This is a genomic window from Rhodovulum viride, from assembly GCF_003265965.1.
Taxonomy (GTDB): Bacteria; Pseudomonadota; Alphaproteobacteria; order Rhodobacterales; family Rhodobacteraceae; genus Rhodovulum; species Rhodovulum kholense.
Genome location: NZ_MUAV01000002.1, coordinates 73,773 through 90,491 on the forward strand (window position 1 = coordinate 73,773; position 16,719 = coordinate 90,491).

Below are 16,719 nucleotides of genomic sequence, written 5' to 3' on the forward strand. Positions count from 1 at the left end.
AGATTTCTTATGGTGACCTCGTAGGACGGACAGTGTGGCGGAACGATGCGATTACTCTTGGTTAACCCGAACATGACTGAGGCGATGACCGACCGGATGGCCGAAATCGCGCGCACCGTGGCTCCGCCGGAAACCGAGATCCTGCCTCTGACCGCCAAACGCGGCTTTCCTTATATCGCTTCGCGCGCCGAGGCGCAGATCGGCGGCGCGCTGGCCTATGACTTGATCGCCGAACATGCCGAAGGCACCGACGCGGCGATCATCGCGGCCTTCGGCGACCCCGGGCTGGCCGGGGCGCGCGAGTTGTTCGATTTCCCGGTCGTCGGCATGGCCGAGGCCGCGCTGATGTCGGCGGCGATGCTGGGCGAGCGGATCTCGATCGTCACCTTCTCGCCGGTGATGCGGCGCTGGTACGGGGACTCGGTGCGCGATGCCGGGTTGATGCCCCGCTTCACCGGCGTGCGCACGCCCCCCGCCCATGTCCGCGACCTGGCGAACCTTCAGCAGGATCTGCGCCCCGAACTGATCCGGCTCTGCACCCAGGCGGTCGAGGAGGACGGCGCCGATGTCGTGATCCTCGGCGGCGCGCCGCTGGCGGGGCTCGCGCCCGAAATCGCCAACGAAGTCGAGGCGCTGGTGGTCGACCCGATCACCGCCGCGACCGTGCAGGCCCAGGCGCTGGTATCTCTGGGCAGTCAGGCGGGTTTCGCTAGGCGGCGATCGAAACCTTTGGCCAAGGCCGCCACCGGCCTGCCCGACGCCCTCACCCGCCAGTTCGGCCGAGACATGGACCCATGACACCCCGATAACGCCAGGGCGGACGGGCCGCGGGCCCCCACCGTCCGGACCACAGGACCCCAACAGGGAAAGGACCAAGCCCCATGACATCCCTCCTCCCCCGCGCCTTCGGCCTCTGCCTCGGGCTCTCGCTTCTCGCGGGCGCCGGTTCGGCCCAGACCGTGCTGCGTGTTGCCGGAAACTTCCCCGAAGAACACAGCGCGACCGGAGCCATGACCGTCTTCAAGGACGAGGTCGAGCGCCTGTCGGGCGGCGATCTCGTTGTGCAGAACTTCCCCGCCATGCAGCTGGGCGGCGCGCAGGAAAACGTCGATCAAGTCCGGTCGGGCGCGATCTTCGCGGTGTTCACCTCGATCGCCTATTTCACCCGCTCGGTGCCGGAACTGGAGGCGGTCAGCCTGCCGTTCCTGTTCGACAACCGCGAAAAGGCCTTCGAGGTGATGGACGGCCCTGTCGGCAAGCTGATGGACGAGGCGCTGCTGGACCAGGGCTTCGTCAATCTCGGCTATGGCGAGCTCGGTTTCCGTCATGTCACCAACAGCGCCCGGCCGCTGACCAAGCTTGAAGATTTCGAGGGGCTCAAGATCAGACTGCAACCGAACGAGGTCCATCTGGAAACCTTCCGCGCGCTTGGAGCCAACCCGCAATCGCTTGACATCTCGGAACTTTACTCGGCGCTGCAGCAAAGGGTGCTGGATGGCGAGGAAAACCCCTACAACATCATCTACACCCGGCGTTTCTTCGAGGTGCAGAAATACCTGTCGGATACCGGCCACTTCTTCGATTTCATCAATGTCGTGGCCAACAAGGACGCCTTCGATGCGCTGAGCCCCGAGAACCAGGAGGCCGTGCGGACCGCAATGCGCACCGCCATCGAATGGCAGCGGACCGAAGCCGCGCGGGTCGATCTTGAATTCCGCGACAAGCTGGTGGCCGAGGGCATGCAGTTCGACGCGATTTCGGCCGAAGAACGTGCCCGGCTGCGCGCGGCGACCGCCTCGATCGCCGAAAGCCTGAAGGCGCGGGTCGATCCCGAGGTGATCGACCTCGTCCTCGAACAGGCCGCGCAGTGACCCAGTCGGGACACCCCTCGCCCGGGCCGGCCTCTGCCGGCCCGCTTGCACTTTTGCGCAAGGCGATCGACCTGATCGATGCGCTGTCGCGCTGGACCATCGTGGTGGCCATGGGCGCGATGACGCTGCTGATCGCGGCACAGGTCTTCCAGCGCTATGTCCTCAGTTCCTCCATCGACGCCGCCGACGAGCTGTCGCGCCTTTTCTTCGTCTGGTCGATCTTCCTCGCCATCCCGCATGGCATCCGCCGCGGCGTGCATGTCGGCATCGACATCGTGCTGCGCCTCTTGCCCGGCCGTGGGCAGGATCTGTTGCAGCGCGGCTCGGCGCTGGCGGGGCTGGTGCTGATGGCCGTGGTTTTCGTCACGGCCCTTGGCGCAGCCGAGGACAAATGGGGCGAGCTGATGCCCACGCTGCCGGTCACCGCCGCGCTTTACTACATCCCGGTCTGCCTCTGCGCCGCGCATTCGGCGCTGCATCTTCTGCTTCTTGCGCTTGGCGGCCCGCGGGTCTGGGGCGAGGACGCCTGGAAGGAAACCCTGCTATGAGCGCCCTTGCCGTTTCGGTCTTCGCCATCCTTGCCCTGATCGGCGCGCCGCTCGCCTTCGCCATCGGGCTGGGCGCGGTGGCGGCACTTTACACGGGCGGGTTCGATCTGGTCGTGCTGCCGCAGCGGATGATGTTCGCGGTGAATTCCTTCCCGCTGATGGCCATTCCGCTGTTCATGCTGGCGGGCGAGCTGATGGTGAAGGCGGGCATCGTCGACCGCCTCGTCAGCTTTGCCAATTCGCTGGTCGGCCGGGTGCAGGGCGGCGTCGCCCATGTCACCATTCTGGCGGGCATGGTCTTCGCCTCGGTCAGCGGCGCGGCCGTCGCCTCGGCCAGCGCGCTGGGCTCGACGCTGGTGCCCGCGCTGCGCAAGACCTATCCCGACGGCTATTCCAGCGCGGTGATCGCCTCGGCTGCCAATCTGGGGCCGGTCATTCCGCCCTCGAACGCGATGATCGTCTATGCGCTGATGGCCGGGTCCTCGGTGTCAGTCGGCGGCATGTTCATGGCCGGGATCGTGCCCGGCATCATCCTCGCGCTCGGGTTCATGGCGCTGGCCACCCTGATCGCCCGACGCCGGGGCTATGCGCTCAGCGGCACCCCCTTCTCGGTCCGCAACGCCCTGATCGAGACCCGGCGCGCGGGCCTGATCCTGTTGATGCCGGTGATCGTCGTCGGTGGCATCGTCGGCGGCATTTTCACCGCCACCGAGGGCGCGGCCATCGCGGTCGTCTATGCGCTGGTGGTGGGTCTCTTTATCACCCGCAAGCTGCGCCTCGCCGACCTGCCCGGCTGTCTTTTCCGCGCCGCGGTGATGGCGGCCATGGTCGGCGCGCTGATCGCCTTCGCCTCGGTCGTGACCTTCGTCTTCACGCTCGATCTGGTGCCGATGCGGCTGTCGTCCTGGATCAGGGACCTGACCTCGGACCCGATGACCTTCATCCTCCTGGTGATGGCGATGCTGCTGGTCGTCGGCATGCTGATCGAGTCGAACGCGGCCTATATCATGCTGGTGCCGCTCTTTGCCCCGATGGCGATCAGCTACGGCATCGACCCGCTCTTCTTCGGGTTCCTCTTCATGTACAACCTCGTCGTGGGCATGATGACGCCGCCCGTGGGCGTGCTGCTTTTCGTCATGAGCGGCATCACCCGCGTCTCGATGAGCGAGCTGACCCGCGAGGCGCTTCCCTTCGTCATCCTGCAATTCGCCGTTCTGGCACTCTGCGTCCTCTTCCCGCCGCTGGTGCTCTGGCTGCCTTCCGTCTTCGGATACTGACCCATGACCTCTGCCAGTCCCGACCTGATCGTCGACGGCGCCGCCATCCTGACCGCGGACCCGGCGCGGCCTTTCCTGAAAACCGGCTGGGTCGAGGTCACGGGCGGGCGGATCGCGGCCATCCGCGACACCCGGCCCGAACGGATCGACCCGGATACCCGTATCGTTCCCGGCGCGGGCCGCGTGCTGACGCCCGGTTTCGTCAATGTCCACACCCATGCGATCCTCAGCATGGTGCGGGGCGTGGCCGAGGATATGGGCTTTGCCCCCGCCTATACGATGGGCGTGCCCCATGGCCACGATGTGCGCCCCGACGAAGCCCATGCGCTGGCCCAGCTTGGCGCGCTGGAGGCGCTGAGCTTCGGGTCCACCCTCATCAATGACAGCTTCACCCATCAGGAGATCGCGCTTCCCGCCATGGCCCAGACCGGCATCAGGGCCTTCGGCTGCGGCCGCATCCACGATGTCGACTTCACCCGCGTGCATCTGGGCGACTGGCGCTATGACGATGCCATCGGCGACTGGACGCTGGGCCTTGCCGCCGAGCTGATCGACCGGTTCCACGACCCCGAGACCCTGCAAACCGGCGTCGTCCTTGCCCCCCATGCGCCCGACACCTGTTCGCGCGCCCTCCTGACCCGGGTGCGCGAGCTGCGCGATGCGCATGGGCTTCGGATCAACACCCATGTCTCGCAAAGCCGGGTCGAGGTCGATTTCATCCGCGAGCGCGACGGCATGACCCCGCCCGAGCTGCTGGACGAGGTGGGGCTGATGGACGACCGCCTGATCGGCGCCCATTGCATCCACCTGACCGAAAGCGACATCGCGCGGCTGGGCCGGGCGGGGGCGCATCTGGCTCATATCGCCAAGGGCAACCAGACCCATGGCTGCCTCGCGCCGACGGCGAAGCTCCGCAAGGCGGGGATGAAGCTCGCGCTCGCGACCGACAACATGCATGCCGACATGGTCGAGCTGATGCGCTGGGCACTGGCGACGGGGCGGTTGCAGGAGGGCGGCATCACCGCCGACTGGCAACCCGCCATGGCCTTCGAGGCCGCCACAATGGGCGGCGCGCGGGCGCTGGGGCTCGAGGCCGAGATCGGGTCGATCGAAACCGGCAAGCGCGCCGATCTGGTGCTGTTCGATTTCCGCCGCCCGCATCTGCGGCCGATGACCGACGTTCTGGGCACGCTGGTCCATACCGGACAGGGCCGCGATGTCGAAACGGTGATCGTCGGCGGCAAGGTGGTGATCGAGGGCGGCGAGCCTGTCTGCGTCGACAAGATGGCGGTGCTGGAGGCCGCCGAAACCGCCGCCGCCGCGCTTTGGGACCGGGCCCGGACCGAAGCCGCCAGCACCGATGCCGGGGCGGCTCAGGCGCACTGAGGACCGCCCCCTCCGGCCATGCGCCGCAGACCACAGGGGCCGCGCTGTCATGGTCCCGACATGAACACAGCCTAGCGAGAGGTAACTACAGGCAATCGCGAGGTTTCTTCATGCACGCCATCGGCCCGGCCCTTCTGGCGGCCTTCATCGCCGCCGGCCCCGCCACCGCGCAAGAGGCGTCTTTACGCTGGCTGACGGCCTCTGCCCCGATCCGCACGGCACCGGACGAGGCCACCCCGGCGGGCGAGGTTCTGGTGGCAAGCCCGGTGCATGCAACGGGCCGCATAGAGGACGGACGCGCCGAGATCCTGGTGCCGGGCTGGACCGATGCCGAGCGGCGCGCGCTTTTCGCAACGGCAGCGCCATCCGTGACCCTGGCCGAGGTCCCGGGCGGGCTGACCCCGCGCCCGGCCGCCGCCGACGAAGCCGCGCCCGAAGGCTGGTCGCCGGTCGCGCTGCGCGGTTGGGTCGACGCCGGTCTGCTGGCCTCGGACCCGGCGGATCTGTGGAGCGCCGCCTTCACGCTCTATCGCACCCGCTGCACCGCCTGCCATCCTCGGAGGGTGCCCGGGAAATACAGCATGGCCGAATGGCAGGACTATTTCCGCCAGATGGGGCCGCGCACCCGGCTGCCGCAGGACGACCAGTATCTGATCCGGGCCTGGCTTCAGCACAATGCCGATGACGCAGCCGACCTGGAGGCCGCCGTGGCGCGGATCGCCGCCGAGGACTGAACGCGCCTAGCGCCGGTGCCGGGGATACCAGGGCGCCTCGGGCTCGGCGATACCGGTCGGGCGGTCCTGGTCCACCTCGCGCCAGACGGTCGCATCCTGCGGGGTCACCGTCGCATCCCGACCCAGCGCAAAGCTCTGGTCGCGCACGATTTCCCGGTAGGCCACGTCAAGCGCCAGCGCGCGTTCAGGCGAGGGCAGGATCAGCGGCGCGATGTCGTCGCGGATCCTCGCCGCCGCCGCCTCGGGCAGTTCACCGTCCTTCAGCCAGGCGCGGATCAGCTCGTCATTTGACCGGAACTCGTCGCCTGCGCCATTCGTGCGCAGGTAATGCACATAGTCGCCCTCGCCATCGGCCCGGGTCAGATCCGGCGTTCCGGCCAGACCCTTTTGGGTCCAGTGATACCAGCCGCCCTGAAACGCCTCGGCCCCCAGCTTGCGCGGAAAGGCCAGCGTGTCGTCGTCGTTCACGCCGATGCCGCCATGGCAGCCCATGCAGAACACCGTCTCCTCGAAACTCTGCGGGCGCAGCGCGCCCTCGCGGTCCTCGATGAACCCCTGCAACCGCCAGCCGGTGCCGTTGCTGATCCCGTGTTCGGCATCCCCGAAGAAAAGGCTGATGCGGTCGGGGAAATCGTGCCGCTCCTTGGCTTCGGCAAGGGCGCCATCCATCCGGTCGAAATAGGTCAGCCACCGGGTCTTGCGCATGTAGCGCAGCTCTTTCATGCGCGGCGCCATACCCACGCCCGCGGGGTTGGGATCGAGATAGCGGACCGAATGCAGGAATTCCGTCCCAAGCGGATAAAGCCCCGCGGCAAGCGGCGCCTCGTCGGCCGGCAGCGTGCCCGCGCGGCCGACCCAATGCATGGTGATGCCCTCAAGCGGCGCGAAGGCGAAGGCCACGCGGGTCGCGGTGCCAAGCGCGCCGTCGCGGTCGAGATCGACCCCCAGCGCCGCCTCGTCCACGGGCGCGACCGGCACATCGGCACGCTGGATCAGCGCCTCGACAATGGCCAGGTTCAACGCATAGATCGCCCGGTCGTCCCGCCCCCCGGCATCTTGCCGATAGGCCTCGGGCAGCCGGATCATCACGTCGTCGGTCGAACCGCTTGCCGGCCAGAACGTGCCCGGAAGCGGCTGGTAGGCAAAGGCGCGCCAGCCGGTCAGCTGCCCGTCCGGCGCATGATCGAAGCCCATCTCGTCAAAGTCATAGAACGCGTCCGGCACATAGCCCGACCAGCGCCCGTCGCCGTCGCTGTCCCAGGCTTTGGGCGGCGAGGCAAGCTTTTCGGCCAGCACCGGCTGGCCATCGGCGCCAAGATAGTTGTCCTGCCGCACCCAGGCGCGGACCTCTTCGGGATCGGCCGCCGCGACCGCGCCGCTGCGGTCGACGAACAGGTTGGTCCAGGGGTTCTTCAGCGCCGGTCCCGGCAGCGCATAGGACAGCTGCAGGTCCTGATCGTTGATGTAATGGGGCACCCGCGACCGGGTGTGGCAGGTCTGGCACGGGTTATGCGCAGTCCCCGCCGCATCCTCGGTGCGGGTATAGCATTGCGGCGGGATATAGGCGGTATGGTTCGCCAGCGTGCTGTGACGCAGGTCGACGGCCGATGCCGAACCAGCCGCGCATATCAGGGCAAGACCCGAGAGCAAGGAAAGACTGTGCCGCATCGGGGCCTCCGTCGCAGGGAAAGCGGGGCCATGACGTGACCCCGAAGGATGGGCGGGGGACCATGCACCCCGCCCGTCAGGTCACTTGTCCATCGCCGGGAACGGTCCGATATAGCCCACATAGGCGCGGGCATCGGCGGCATCGGCCAGCTTGTCCTCATCGGACTCGCCGTAAGGGTGTTGCACCACCGCCATCAGATAGCCGTGCCCCCCGATATTCGGATACCAGTAGGTCGAGGTGGTCTCGGACCCGTAGGGCGTCGAGAAGATGCGGGTCAACGCGCCGTCGCCCAGGTTCATCGCCCAGATCGCGTCGTTCTGATGACCTTCGCCGGTATCCTCGCCGATGATCAGCGTGTTATAGCCCGGGATGTAGGTGATGTTGTCCGGGTTCGCGATCCCGTTGATATCGCAGGTATTCGCCTCGGCTGCGGCACCGCACATCGCATGGGCGGCATCGCAGTTCGGGTCGGCAGCGGCGGCCTTGGCGGCATCGTCTACCGGCTTGCCGGCAATCAGGCCCTTCATCGAGGTGGCACGGAAGTCGTCGCCGAGGCTCAGCTCATAGACCGCGCCGCAGGCGTTCTTCTTGACGCGAATGTCGTCACGCCCGCCCTTGTCCTGCTTGGCGCCGCCTTCCATGGCCTTGGCGACCTCGGACATCGACAGATAGACCTTGCCGTGATCCGGGTCGTAGGCAATGCCTTCCATCTTGCGGAACTCGGTGGTGGCGCCCAGCATCGAGGCGTAGCGGCGCGTTTCGAGCCGCGAGGCCACGGCCTCCATCCCGGGTTTCACCTTCAGGCATTCGGCGCGGTCCTCGGCGTTCGAGGACAGGAACCCGTCGGGGCAGCTGCCGTCATCGGCCATCGGCGCGGTCTCGAAGATGTCCGAGAATTGCGTGCCCGCCTCGATCGCGGCCTGGATGCTGGCGTCGTCGGCATGGCCGAGATCGACCCATTCCAGATCGGCCGCACCCGCGCCGTCGTCCGAGGTCTGCACCCATTTCGCCGCATAAAGCGTGCCGGCCGACAGATCGCCCTCGGTGTCGGCCACGAACATGAAGAGGCCGACATTGGTGCCGTCATCCGAGATATAGGCGGTCTTCTGGTCGGGCATCACCTTGGCCAGTTCGACCGCGACGCGGCCCATGGCGAAATGCTTGGCCGCGGTCGCGGTGCCGTCCTCGGTCACGGTGATCTCGGTCGGGAAGCCATAACGATAGGGTTTGTAGGCCGCCTTGAACTCGTCCAGCGTCATGGTCGCGGGATCGACGCCCTCGTAGCGCACCATCGGGAAATCGTAGTCGTCGATCTGGTCGAGCGCGGTCGCCTCTTCGATCTCGCGCGCGTCGGCGGGATATTCTTCCGAGCCGAGATGGGTTTCCCAGGGCGTCACCGAGCCCGCGCAAGGGACCCAGAGGCCGCCGAATTTCGAGAAGTCCACCGGCTTCGTCGACACGGGCGTCAGATTGCCTTCGGTGTCTTGCGTGAGTTCGCTGACATACATCGCGCCGGGCCGCGATTCGAAATGCGTGACCGAAAAGATCTTGCCGCCGATATGCAGCAGCGAGGTGAAATCGGCATCGACCGAGATATGTTCCGAACCGTCTTCGGATCTCACCACATTTCCGGCGCGATCGGTGAGCGCGGCAAAAACCGTTCCGCCGATCAGATCGCCAGACCGGGCCAGCGTGCTGTAGCCGACGGAGTACTCTTTGCCGTCGATGGTGACATGCCCGGACGCCAGAACCGCGCGCTTGGCGGCATCGTCGGCGGCAAAGGGCACGGGGGCAAAGGCGATCTCGCCGGCATGGGCAAGCATCGGCACGGCGATCAGCGCGCTGGCGGCGAAAAGCTGGCTGCGCAGGGTCATGAAGGTCTCCTGGTCTCGGTTAACTCGGACCCGTACCTGAACCCGTTTTGCGACAGCGATGTGACAGCGGCGGTCCTCCTGCCAAGGTTTCAGCCGGGCCAGAAGGCACCGACGCCAAGACGCGCGGGCCCCAAAACAAGACGGAAGACTGCGAGACTTTGGAAAACTCAGAACAGAGTGATATCGGTATCCGGCTTCGGCTTGGGCGCAGGAACGCGACGCTCGGGCGGCGCCTCGGTGGGCGGAAGCAGAACGAGACGAGCAGCGCCGGTCACCGGGCGAAAATGCAGGCGCCGCGCTTGCGTGCCGCCCAGGCTTTCGGACACGACCTCAAATCCCTCTCTCCGGATGTAGGACCGTGCGAAATCGACATTCCGCGCCCCGATATCCCGGAAGGCGCTACTGACACGCGCGCCTCCGAACAGCTTCACCTTGAGATCGGAGCGCCGGGCCCCAGCCTTGAGAAGCTCGTTGATAAGCAGTTCCATGGCCATGGCGCCATATTTCAGCTCGGTCGACCCGGATTCGGTATCCCCCGGCAGAAGGAAGTGGTTCATGCCCCCAATGCCGGCATTCATGTCGTAAACACAGGCCGCGACGCAGGAACCCAGGACTGTCGAAAGCACGATGTTCGCATCGCGCGAGACATGATATTCACCCTGGACTACAGCATGGACACGGGAGGGCCAGGCGTCCTTTTCGGATGCCCGAATAGGCGTTCTCTGGGTCATGCCGCACTCCTCCGACTGCAGTTTTCAAGAACCGCCCGGCCAATGGCGTCAAGCGGCAGCCTTTCGCGGACTCCGCCAAGCTCGAAGGCCGCACGCGGCATCCCGTAGACCAGCGACGTCTTTTCGTCCTGTCCGATGGTGTAGGCACCGGCGCGGTGCAGGGCGAGCATACCCTCGGCACCGTCGCGACCCATTCCCGTCAGAATCGCCGCGCAGACCCGAGAGGCAACCGGGACCGCAGACATGAAGAGCGCATCCACCGAGGGACGGTGCCCCGCCTGAAGCGGCCCCTCTCTCAGGCGGCATCGGAGAGCACCGCTTGCGGCCACCTCCAGGTGATGCGTTTTGCCAGGGGCAAGAAGAACGCGGCCCGGCACCAGCGGTTCCTGGTCTTGGGCCTCGACCACCGTAGCGGCACAATTCCGATCGAGCAACCGCGCCAGCCCCGAACTGAAAGACTCGCTGGTGTGCTGCACAATGAGGGTCGGGGGACAATTCGGCGGAAAGGCCTCAAGGACCTTGACCAGAGCATCTACCCCGCCCGTCGACGCACCGAGGAGGATCAGGCGTCCGTGCTGGAACGACATCGTGGATTCCGCCTGCGGCGCAGGAACATTCCTTGCGGTTCTGCCAAGGTGAACCCGCAGGAGGCACTGCCGCAGATCCTCGACCGACGCGTCGCTATGGGTCACCGCCACACCCTCACGGATCAGGGAAGACGGCAGGCGCGCGATATTCGCTTCAGTCTCGGCGACGACCACACAGCGGATGCCGAGAGCCTTGAAGAGCATCAGCAGAACTTCGAATTCCGCGAGCCGCGCCAAAGCTTCCGCCACGATCACCGCCTGCGGTGGCCGGCTTTCCGCGATGTGGTAGGTTTCGCTAAGGTTCGAGACGCACGCGCCAAGAGAAACGGCCCGCATCTGCTGAACCGCCGCGGCAAGCCTGTTCCTGGTTTCCGTCCGTTCGTCCGCGATCATTACACGCATGGACCTAATCCTTAACTCATGTTTCCAGAGGTCGACCTAGCGCTGATCAAGACCCGACGCTTTGCCACCTCGGAAACGAAAAGCGCTGCGAGCCTTTACTTTCCTGCGGAACAAGCGGAATTCCACAAAAGCCGCTCTTCGCGGCCAGATAGAGACCGAAAACCGAAACTCGCCAGGCTGGAATGCAGTCGGAAGATCTCGATCATCGACCCAATCCTCATTCTCATCCAAGCAACCTGAAACCGAGTGAAATTTCCGTGCCTGACGCGGGCAGGTTCGACACGCGCCGAATTTTACTCGATTTGCAGTGGCCGGGGCCGAAATCTGTCCGAAGACCTTCGCCCCCGGCCCCACCGAATTTACATCACGACGCTCCCATTTCGCCAACCTTCGCGCGGATGGATTGACATAGCATTACGCTCTCCCACGCAAGCGGGTGTCCTAGAACACATCTATATCTCCACCCGCATGCGGCGCATCGCGTTTTTCGGCTGTCGACATGACAGCGCGCAACTGGTCCAGTCGAAGCTGCTCGATCAGGCTGCCGGGAACCTGCACGTCCTCGGGCATGAGCCTGGCCAATTCCTGACCGAACGGCGCCATATCTTCGAGAATCTGGATGACCAGGTCCACCAACTGCAATTCACTTGCACTTCCCACTCGTGCGGGGTGCGCCGCACGTCTTTCGAGCACCGCCTTTTCGTACCGCCGGAGAAGCTCTGCGGCGTGCAGAAGCTCATGGCCAAACGTGGTCATCACCCGTTGAAGCCCGGGGCCATCTGCAACCATCTGAAGGTCGTGATGCGTCAAAGGCGCCCCACCACCGCTTCGATGGCCTTCTTCATGGTCGCCGTGGTGAAGGGTTTGCGCACCATGTTGTTAAGCCCCAACTGTTGACCCTTCTGGATGAGTTCGGGGGTGGGCGTACCGGTCACCAAGATATAGCCGATCCGCTGTGTGGAGCGATTGCGGCGCAGACCTTCGAGCAACTGCAGCCCGTCCATGCCAGGCATGTTGTAGTCGGCAAGCACGAGATGGACCGGATCCGCCGCCAACCGCGAAAGCGCCGCGCGGCCGCTCGCTTCTGTTGCAACATGGAAAATGCCGAGTTCCTCGAGCGCCTGGGTCACGAGGCCACGACTGACCGTCATGTCGTCGACGACCATGATCCGAAGACTGTCTTTGAGTGACATCCGTTGTTCCTTTCCTAATGCCGCTTCGCAGTCACGAAGCGGAGCGTTTTCTGTAGGCCGTCACCCCGGCCGCCTCGAGCATTGCCGTCGCGGGTCCGGAAACCCGTTCGGAGTGACCGATGAAGAGCATCCCGCCTGGAACGAGCTGTTCCGCAAGTCTGCGCCAAAGCGTCTGTTGTGTTTGGCTATCGAAGTAGATCGCCATATTCCGGCACATTATCACGTCGAAAAGGCCAGACATTGGCCAAGGCCCGTTGATGTTCAGTTGTCGGAAGGACACGAGGGATCGAACGTCCGCGCGCACCCGGAATTCGGCTTTCGCGCTCCCGGATTTCTCGAACACCTGGTTCGCCCATGGCCCGGGCGGGATTTTAGCTTCCTCGTCGCTATAGACCGCCGCCTCAGCCCGTCGCAGGACAAACGGATCGATATCGGTCGCGAGAATCCTGACATTGAGCTTGGGCGCCTCGGGACAAAGAAGGATCACGCTGCCGGAAAGAGAATAAGGTTCGGGCCCAGACGAGCAGCCGGCCGACCAGAGCCGCACCCGTCCACCGGATCGGGCCCGTTCAACAAGCCGCGGCAGAACTTCTGACTGTAGCTGTTCGAAGTGATGCTTTTCCCGGTAGAAGTTCGTGACGTTGGTCGTCAGTGCCGATATGAAGTGATCGCTTTCAGTCTCGAGATTGGCGCGCAGATATTTGTCATAGTCGGTGAAGTCGTCGAGATTCAGCGCGACGATCCGCTTCCCGAGTCGGGAATGGATCATTGCTTTCTTCGAAGGCTCAAGATGAAGTCCATATTCGGATTTCGCGAATGCAGCAATGCGCTGAAAATCGCTTTCTCCGAACGCGATTTCGGAGCGGCGCCGCGGCGTCAGGGATGGTGTTGGAGCGTTCATGCCGCATCCGTCAGACCACGGGGCACCAGAATTTCGGGTGCCAGAATACGCGACATCCCTTCCTCGATCGAAATGAGGCCCAGGATGCTGTTGGGAATGTCACCGCCTCCCATAGTTGGCGCCTCGCAAATCTGACTTCCTTCGACCGTGAGGATTTCGGACACAGAATCCACCAGAAGACCGATCGTCTTTGAGCCGATCGCGACGACGATGATGACATGCCGAGGAGACGCCTCGCATTCGCCGAGCCCCAGGCGCGCCGCAAGATCGATGATCGGAATGACCGCCCCCCGGAGGTTCATCACGCCCAGCACAGCCTCCTCAGCATGCGGGAGCGCCGTGACCGGGGTCCATCTGCGGATTTCCCGGATCTGGGTGATCTCGATGCAGAAGCTCTGCCCTGCGGCCTTGAGAGTGACGAATTCCAGGACGTCGTCATCACCCCATTGTTGCGGTCTGGGCATAGTCCATCTCCTCTCTGGAGGCCATTTCCCTGCCGTAGTGGCCGGCAAGGGACAGGATGGCGTCGGTGTCGATAATCAGAGCGATGCGGCCATCGCCGAGAATGGTTGCGGCGGAAATCCCTTCGATCGCGCCGTAGTTGCCTTCGAGACTTTTGATCACCACCTGCCGCTGGTCCGAGATGTCGTCGACGGCGAGAGCGACCAGGCCGGATTGCTCGGACCGGATCAGGATCAGTATGTTGTCGGAGGTGATTTCCGCTTCTGTCGGGAAGCCGAGGAGCCTGGCCAGATTGACGATGGGCACATAGGTGCCGCGGATCGACAGAAGCCGACCGTCCCGACCGAAGGGAAGGATATCCTTGGGCTTGGGGCGGATCGTTTCCACCACGCTGGAAAGCGGGGCAACCAGAGTCTCGCCGGCGGCATGGATCACCATGCCGTCCATCACCGCCAGCGTAAGGGGAAGGGCAATCGAGAACTTGGTCCCCATCCCCTGGCGGCTGCTGATAGAAATCCGGCCACCGAGCGAGGTGATCGCGGTTTTGACCACATCCATGCCGACGCCACGTCCGGACAGATTGGTTACCTTTTCGGCCGTGGAGAACCCCGCCATGAAGAGCAGGTTGTCGATCTCGGAGTCGGCCATCTTCGCATCGGCCGCGACCATGCCCTGGCTGACAGCTTTCTCGAGGATTCGTTTCCGGTTGAGACCAGCCCCGTCGTCGGAGATCTCGATCAGCACATCACCCGAACAATGCGCGGCCGAAAGCTTGATTGTGCCTTGCGCCGGCTTTCCGGCAGCCGCACGCTTCTCGGGACCCTCGATACCGTGATCGACCGCGTTCCGGATCATGTGGGTCAGCGGTTCGGCGAGGCGTTCGACAAGAGTCTTGTCGATCTCGGTGGCTTCACCCTCGGTGACCAGGGCGACGTCTTTTCCGAGACTGTAGGCCGCCTCGCGGACAATCCGCTGCATGCGCTGGAAGAGCGGTTTGACCGGTTGCGCGCGGATCGCCATCACGCCTTCCTGCAACTCGCGGGCAAGGTATTGATAGTCGTCGAGATCGCTCATGATGTCGGAATTCGACGCCATGCCGGAGGCCACGAGCTTCTGCGTGATGACCGCCTGGTTGATGATAAGTTCGCCCACCGTGTTGATCAGCCGGTCGACCCGTTCCGGGTCGACGCGAAGCGTGGTTTGGGGGATCGACGCGGCGGGCTTTGCCGCCTTGGATTTCTCGGCCGCAGCCGGCTCGGACGTCGAGGACGTCGCGGCGGCCGGTTCTGCCGCAGCTTCTTCAGCTGCGACCTGCGGCATGGAAGGGTTTGAGGGTTCGGCAATGGTCATCGGACTGTCCTCGGTTTCGATCCCGGGAAGGTCGAGCACCGGACCGGCCGATCCGCCGGAGACCTGTTCGATCTCGCAGATGTCATCGAGGAAGACGAAGGCGTCGCGGATGCTGACCTCTGTCATCGAGCCGGTAAGCGTCAGTTCCCAGGACAGGTAGCAGCGGTTCGGGTCGAACTCGTCCGACACAGGCAACGCGGAGGCGTCGCAAGAGACATCGAGCTGTCCGAGGCCGACCAGTTCGGCGAACAGCAGGAAGGGATCGTGGCCATTCCGGAAAAGATCCGCGATCGCGGGCACGCGGATCTTGTACACATCTTCCGCGTCCTCGCCCGGTTCGTCAAACGACAGTGGCATGAAGGAGACGGCCGTGAATTCGAAGGCTTCGTCAGGCTCGGGCGCCCCCGGCCCGTCTTCTTCGGACCCGGAAAGGCCGACCAGCAGGTCGATCAGTTCGGCCATCTGCGACGGTTCCTCGTCGCTTTCGGCCTGGGCCAGTTCGACCAGTTCGGCCAGCATGTCGCCCGAGCGCAGGATCGTCTGCAGGGCATCGGGGTCGAGCACCAGCGAGCCCGAGCGCAGACGGTCGAGAACGGTCTCGAACCGGTGTGCGAATTTCACAAGCGTGTCGAGCGCGAAGGCACCCGCCGCCCCTTTGATCGAATGGACAGCCCGGAAGATGGCGTGAACCGTCTCCTCGGTGGCGGTGCCTGCTTCCAGCTCGCCGGTGCCTTCCGAGAGCTGGTCCAGCAGGTCTTCGCACTCGGCGAAGAATGTGGCTTTGAGATCGTCGCGCGACATGGCTCAGCGCGCCCCCGTGACGCGGCGGATCACGCTGATCAGGCCTTCGTCCTGGAACGGCTTGACGATCCAGCCGGTCGCACCGGCGGCGCGGGCGCGTTCCTTCATCGCGGCACCGCTTTCGGTTGTCAGCACCAGAATCGGCACACGGGCGTTGGTGCCGCCGCCGCGGATGTGCTCGATCACGCCGAACCCGTCCATCTTGGGCATGTTGATATCGGTGATGACCGCGTCGTAGCGGTCCTTCACGAACTCGTCGACACCGGCCTGCCCGTCATTCGCCGTGGTGACAGCGAAGCCCGCCGAACTCAGCGTCTCCCGTACCATCTCGCGGATCGTGAGCGAGTCGTCGATGGCAAGGATATTGATCATTGCTGGACCTCCGCTGTGCCAAGGATCAAGTCATGCAGGCCGAGAAGGCTCAGTCCTTCGGAAAAGGCCGGCGAGGCGTCGGCGACCGAGAAGGTCCCGCCACCGGATTCGACATGTCGTCTGAGAAAAAGAAGAAGCTGGGCCGAAAGCGCGCTCTGGGCCGGGGCCTCGGCCGCCTGAACCCGGATTTCCTTCGGGGCCGCCTCAAGGACGGATTTCACGACACCACCGGCATCTTCGGACCAGGCCGGGTCGGTGATGTCGAGGTCATACTGGCATTCGGGTTCCATTCCGATCCCTCGAGTTCCTGCAACGTACGCTCTGCTCAAGATTGAATAACCCTGCGGAGCCTAAGAAGTGGTGAATGGCAGACGTCAGGATTGAGTGGCCTGTCGTCGCGAACGCCCTGCCGTCGGCTCGGGCCGACAGACAGGCGGCACTGGCCGGATTTCTTCCGGAGCGCGTCGACGCCCGCGTATGGCGAGTAGAATCGTCGAAAATTGGCCGTAACGGCGGCGGGTTTGGGCAAGGCTTCGGGCGACGGGTCGCGACGAACCCGGA

General features: G+C 64.6%; 17 protein-coding genes. 6 read left to right on the top strand and 11 right to left on the bottom strand.

All coding sequences use genetic code 11. The features are described from left to right. Nucleotides 1-45: 45 nt before the first annotated feature. From BYZ73_RS01745 to BYZ73_RS01770, 6 genes are all read left to right on the top strand, one after another. On the top strand, nt 46-798 hold the full coding sequence (locus BYZ73_RS01745) for an aspartate/glutamate racemase family protein (RefSeq protein WP_112314668.1): 753 nt from the start codon (nt 46-48) through the stop codon (nt 796-798). Between the two features lie 83 nt (nt 799-881). Beyond that, nucleotides 882-1,871, top strand: a complete 990-nt coding sequence (locus BYZ73_RS01750) for a TRAP transporter substrate-binding protein (RefSeq protein ID WP_112314669.1) — start codon at nt 882-884, stop codon at nt 1,869-1,871. Next, entirely contained in the window at nt 1,868-2,419 is a 552-nt protein-coding gene (locus tag BYZ73_RS01755) for a TRAP transporter small permease (protein WP_220086782.1), read from the top strand. The genes BYZ73_RS01750 and BYZ73_RS01755 overlap by 4 nt, the downstream gene beginning before the upstream one ends. Beyond that, nucleotides 2,416-3,696 carry a TRAP transporter large permease gene (locus BYZ73_RS01760; protein WP_112314670.1) on the top strand — a complete coding sequence of 427 codons (1,281 nt, stop codon included), beginning with the start codon at nt 2,416-2,418 and terminating at the stop codon, nt 3,694-3,696. The genes BYZ73_RS01755 and BYZ73_RS01760 overlap by 4 nt, the downstream gene beginning before the upstream one ends. Nucleotides 3,697-3,699: 3 nt before the next feature. Next, nucleotides 3,700-5,082, top strand: coding sequence for an amidohydrolase family protein (locus tag BYZ73_RS01765; RefSeq protein ID WP_112314671.1), 1,383 nt, complete (start codon nt 3,700-3,702; stop codon nt 5,080-5,082). Between the two features lie 110 nt (nt 5,083-5,192). Next, the gene (locus tag BYZ73_RS01770) at nt 5,193-5,816 is read left to right on the top strand and encodes a hypothetical protein (protein WP_112314672.1); all 624 of its coding nucleotides are present in this window, start codon (nt 5,193-5,195) and stop codon (nt 5,814-5,816) included. 6 nt (nt 5,817-5,822) lie between these two features. On the opposite strand, the gene BYZ73_RS01775 is transcribed toward BYZ73_RS01770, so the two are convergent. From BYZ73_RS01775 to BYZ73_RS01825, 11 genes are all read right to left on the bottom strand, one after another. Further along, nucleotides 5,823-7,484 carry a hypothetical protein gene (locus BYZ73_RS01775; protein ID WP_112314673.1) on the bottom strand — a complete coding sequence of 554 codons (1,662 nt, stop codon included), beginning with the start codon at nt 7,482-7,484 and terminating at the stop codon, nt 5,823-5,825. Nucleotides 7,485-7,565: 81 nt separating this feature from the next. Then, nucleotides 7,566-9,359 carry a PhoX family protein gene (locus tag BYZ73_RS01780; RefSeq protein ID WP_112314674.1) on the bottom strand — a complete coding sequence of 598 codons (1,794 nt, stop codon included), beginning with the start codon at nt 9,357-9,359 and terminating at the stop codon, nt 7,566-7,568. 167 nt (nt 9,360-9,526) lie between these two features. Further along, complete coding sequence (locus tag BYZ73_RS01785) at nt 9,527-10,090, bottom strand: chemotaxis protein CheD (RefSeq protein ID WP_108024077.1); 564 nt, start codon at nt 10,088-10,090, stop codon at nt 9,527-9,529. Further along, entirely contained in the window at nt 10,087-11,070 is a 984-nt protein-coding gene (locus BYZ73_RS01790) for a CheB methylesterase domain-containing protein (RefSeq protein ID WP_181497930.1), read from the bottom strand. Before BYZ73_RS01790 ends, BYZ73_RS01785 begins: the two co-directional genes overlap by 4 nt. A 450-nt stretch (nt 11,071-11,520) precedes the next feature. Next, the gene (locus tag BYZ73_RS01795; protein ID WP_112314675.1) at nt 11,521-11,889 is read right to left on the bottom strand and encodes a hypothetical protein; all 369 of its coding nucleotides are present in this window, start codon (nt 11,887-11,889) and stop codon (nt 11,521-11,523) included. Beyond that, nucleotides 11,886-12,272 (bottom strand): response regulator, encoded by a 387-nt coding sequence (locus BYZ73_RS01800; RefSeq protein ID WP_075787112.1) that lies wholly within the window; start codon nt 12,270-12,272, stop codon nt 11,886-11,888. The genes BYZ73_RS01795 and BYZ73_RS01800 overlap by 4 nt, the downstream gene beginning before the upstream one ends. Before the next feature lie 31 nt (nt 12,273-12,303). Beyond that, entirely contained in the window at nt 12,304-13,173 is an 870-nt protein-coding gene (locus BYZ73_RS01805) for a CheR family methyltransferase (protein WP_108024083.1), read from the bottom strand. Continuing rightward, nucleotides 13,170-13,637, bottom strand: a complete 468-nt coding sequence (locus BYZ73_RS01810) for a chemotaxis protein CheW (protein WP_108024085.1) — start codon at nt 13,635-13,637, stop codon at nt 13,170-13,172. The genes BYZ73_RS01805 and BYZ73_RS01810 overlap by 4 nt, the downstream gene beginning before the upstream one ends. Then, nucleotides 13,612-15,786, bottom strand: a complete 2,175-nt coding sequence (locus tag BYZ73_RS01815) for a chemotaxis protein CheA (protein WP_108024088.1) — start codon at nt 15,784-15,786, stop codon at nt 13,612-13,614. The genes BYZ73_RS01810 and BYZ73_RS01815 overlap by 26 nt, the downstream gene beginning before the upstream one ends. A gap of 3 nt (nt 15,787-15,789) precedes the next feature. Beyond that, entirely contained in the window at nt 15,790-16,158 is a 369-nt protein-coding gene (locus tag BYZ73_RS01820) for a response regulator (RefSeq protein ID WP_108024089.1), read from the bottom strand. Beyond that, on the bottom strand, nt 16,155-16,448 hold the full coding sequence (locus tag BYZ73_RS01825) for an STAS domain-containing protein (RefSeq protein WP_108024091.1): 294 nt from the start codon (nt 16,446-16,448) through the stop codon (nt 16,155-16,157). The genes BYZ73_RS01820 and BYZ73_RS01825 overlap by 4 nt, the downstream gene beginning before the upstream one ends. Nucleotides 16,449-16,719: the final 271 nt, after the last annotated feature.

Bases quoted from the DNA above. Each gene is read 5' to 3' on its own strand.
- BYZ73_RS01790 (WP_181497930.1), bottom strand. From the start codon at position 11,070: ATGATCGCGGACGAACGGACGGAAACCAGGAACAGGCTTGCCGCGGCG.
- BYZ73_RS01815 (WP_108024088.1), bottom strand. From the start codon at position 15,786: ATGTCGCGCGACGATCTCAAAGCCACATTCTTCGCCGAGTGCGAAGAC.
- BYZ73_RS01770 (WP_112314672.1), top strand. From the start codon at position 5,193: ATGCACGCCATCGGCCCGGCCCTTCTGGCGGCCTTCATCGCCGCCGGC.
- BYZ73_RS01800 (WP_075787112.1), bottom strand. From the start codon at position 12,272: ATGTCACTCAAAGACAGTCTTCGGATCATGGTCGTCGACGACATGACG.
- BYZ73_RS01785 (WP_108024077.1), bottom strand. From the start codon at position 10,090: ATGACCCAGAGAACGCCTATTCGGGCATCCGAAAAGGACGCCTGGCCC.
- BYZ73_RS01775 (WP_112314673.1), bottom strand. From the start codon at position 7,484: ATGCGGCACAGTCTTTCCTTGCTCTCGGGTCTTGCCCTGATATGCGCG.
- BYZ73_RS01760 (WP_112314670.1), top strand. From the start codon at position 2,416: ATGAGCGCCCTTGCCGTTTCGGTCTTCGCCATCCTTGCCCTGATCGGC.
- BYZ73_RS01820 (WP_108024089.1), bottom strand. From the start codon at position 16,158: ATGATCAATATCCTTGCCATCGACGACTCGCTCACGATCCGCGAGATG.
- BYZ73_RS01805 (WP_108024083.1), bottom strand. From the start codon at position 13,173: ATGAACGCTCCAACACCATCCCTGACGCCGCGGCGCCGCTCCGAAATC.
- BYZ73_RS01745 (WP_112314668.1), top strand. From the start codon at position 46: ATGCGATTACTCTTGGTTAACCCGAACATGACTGAGGCGATGACCGAC.
- BYZ73_RS01765 (WP_112314671.1), top strand. From the start codon at position 3,700: ATGACCTCTGCCAGTCCCGACCTGATCGTCGACGGCGCCGCCATCCTG.
- BYZ73_RS01780 (WP_112314674.1), bottom strand. From the start codon at position 9,359: ATGACCCTGCGCAGCCAGCTTTTCGCCGCCAGCGCGCTGATCGCCGTG.
- BYZ73_RS01825 (WP_108024091.1), bottom strand. From the start codon at position 16,448: ATGGAACCCGAATGCCAGTATGACCTCGACATCACCGACCCGGCCTGG.
- BYZ73_RS01750 (WP_112314669.1), top strand. From the start codon at position 882: ATGACATCCCTCCTCCCCCGCGCCTTCGGCCTCTGCCTCGGGCTCTCG.
- BYZ73_RS01810 (WP_108024085.1), bottom strand. From the start codon at position 13,637: ATGCCCAGACCGCAACAATGGGGTGATGACGACGTCCTGGAATTCGTC.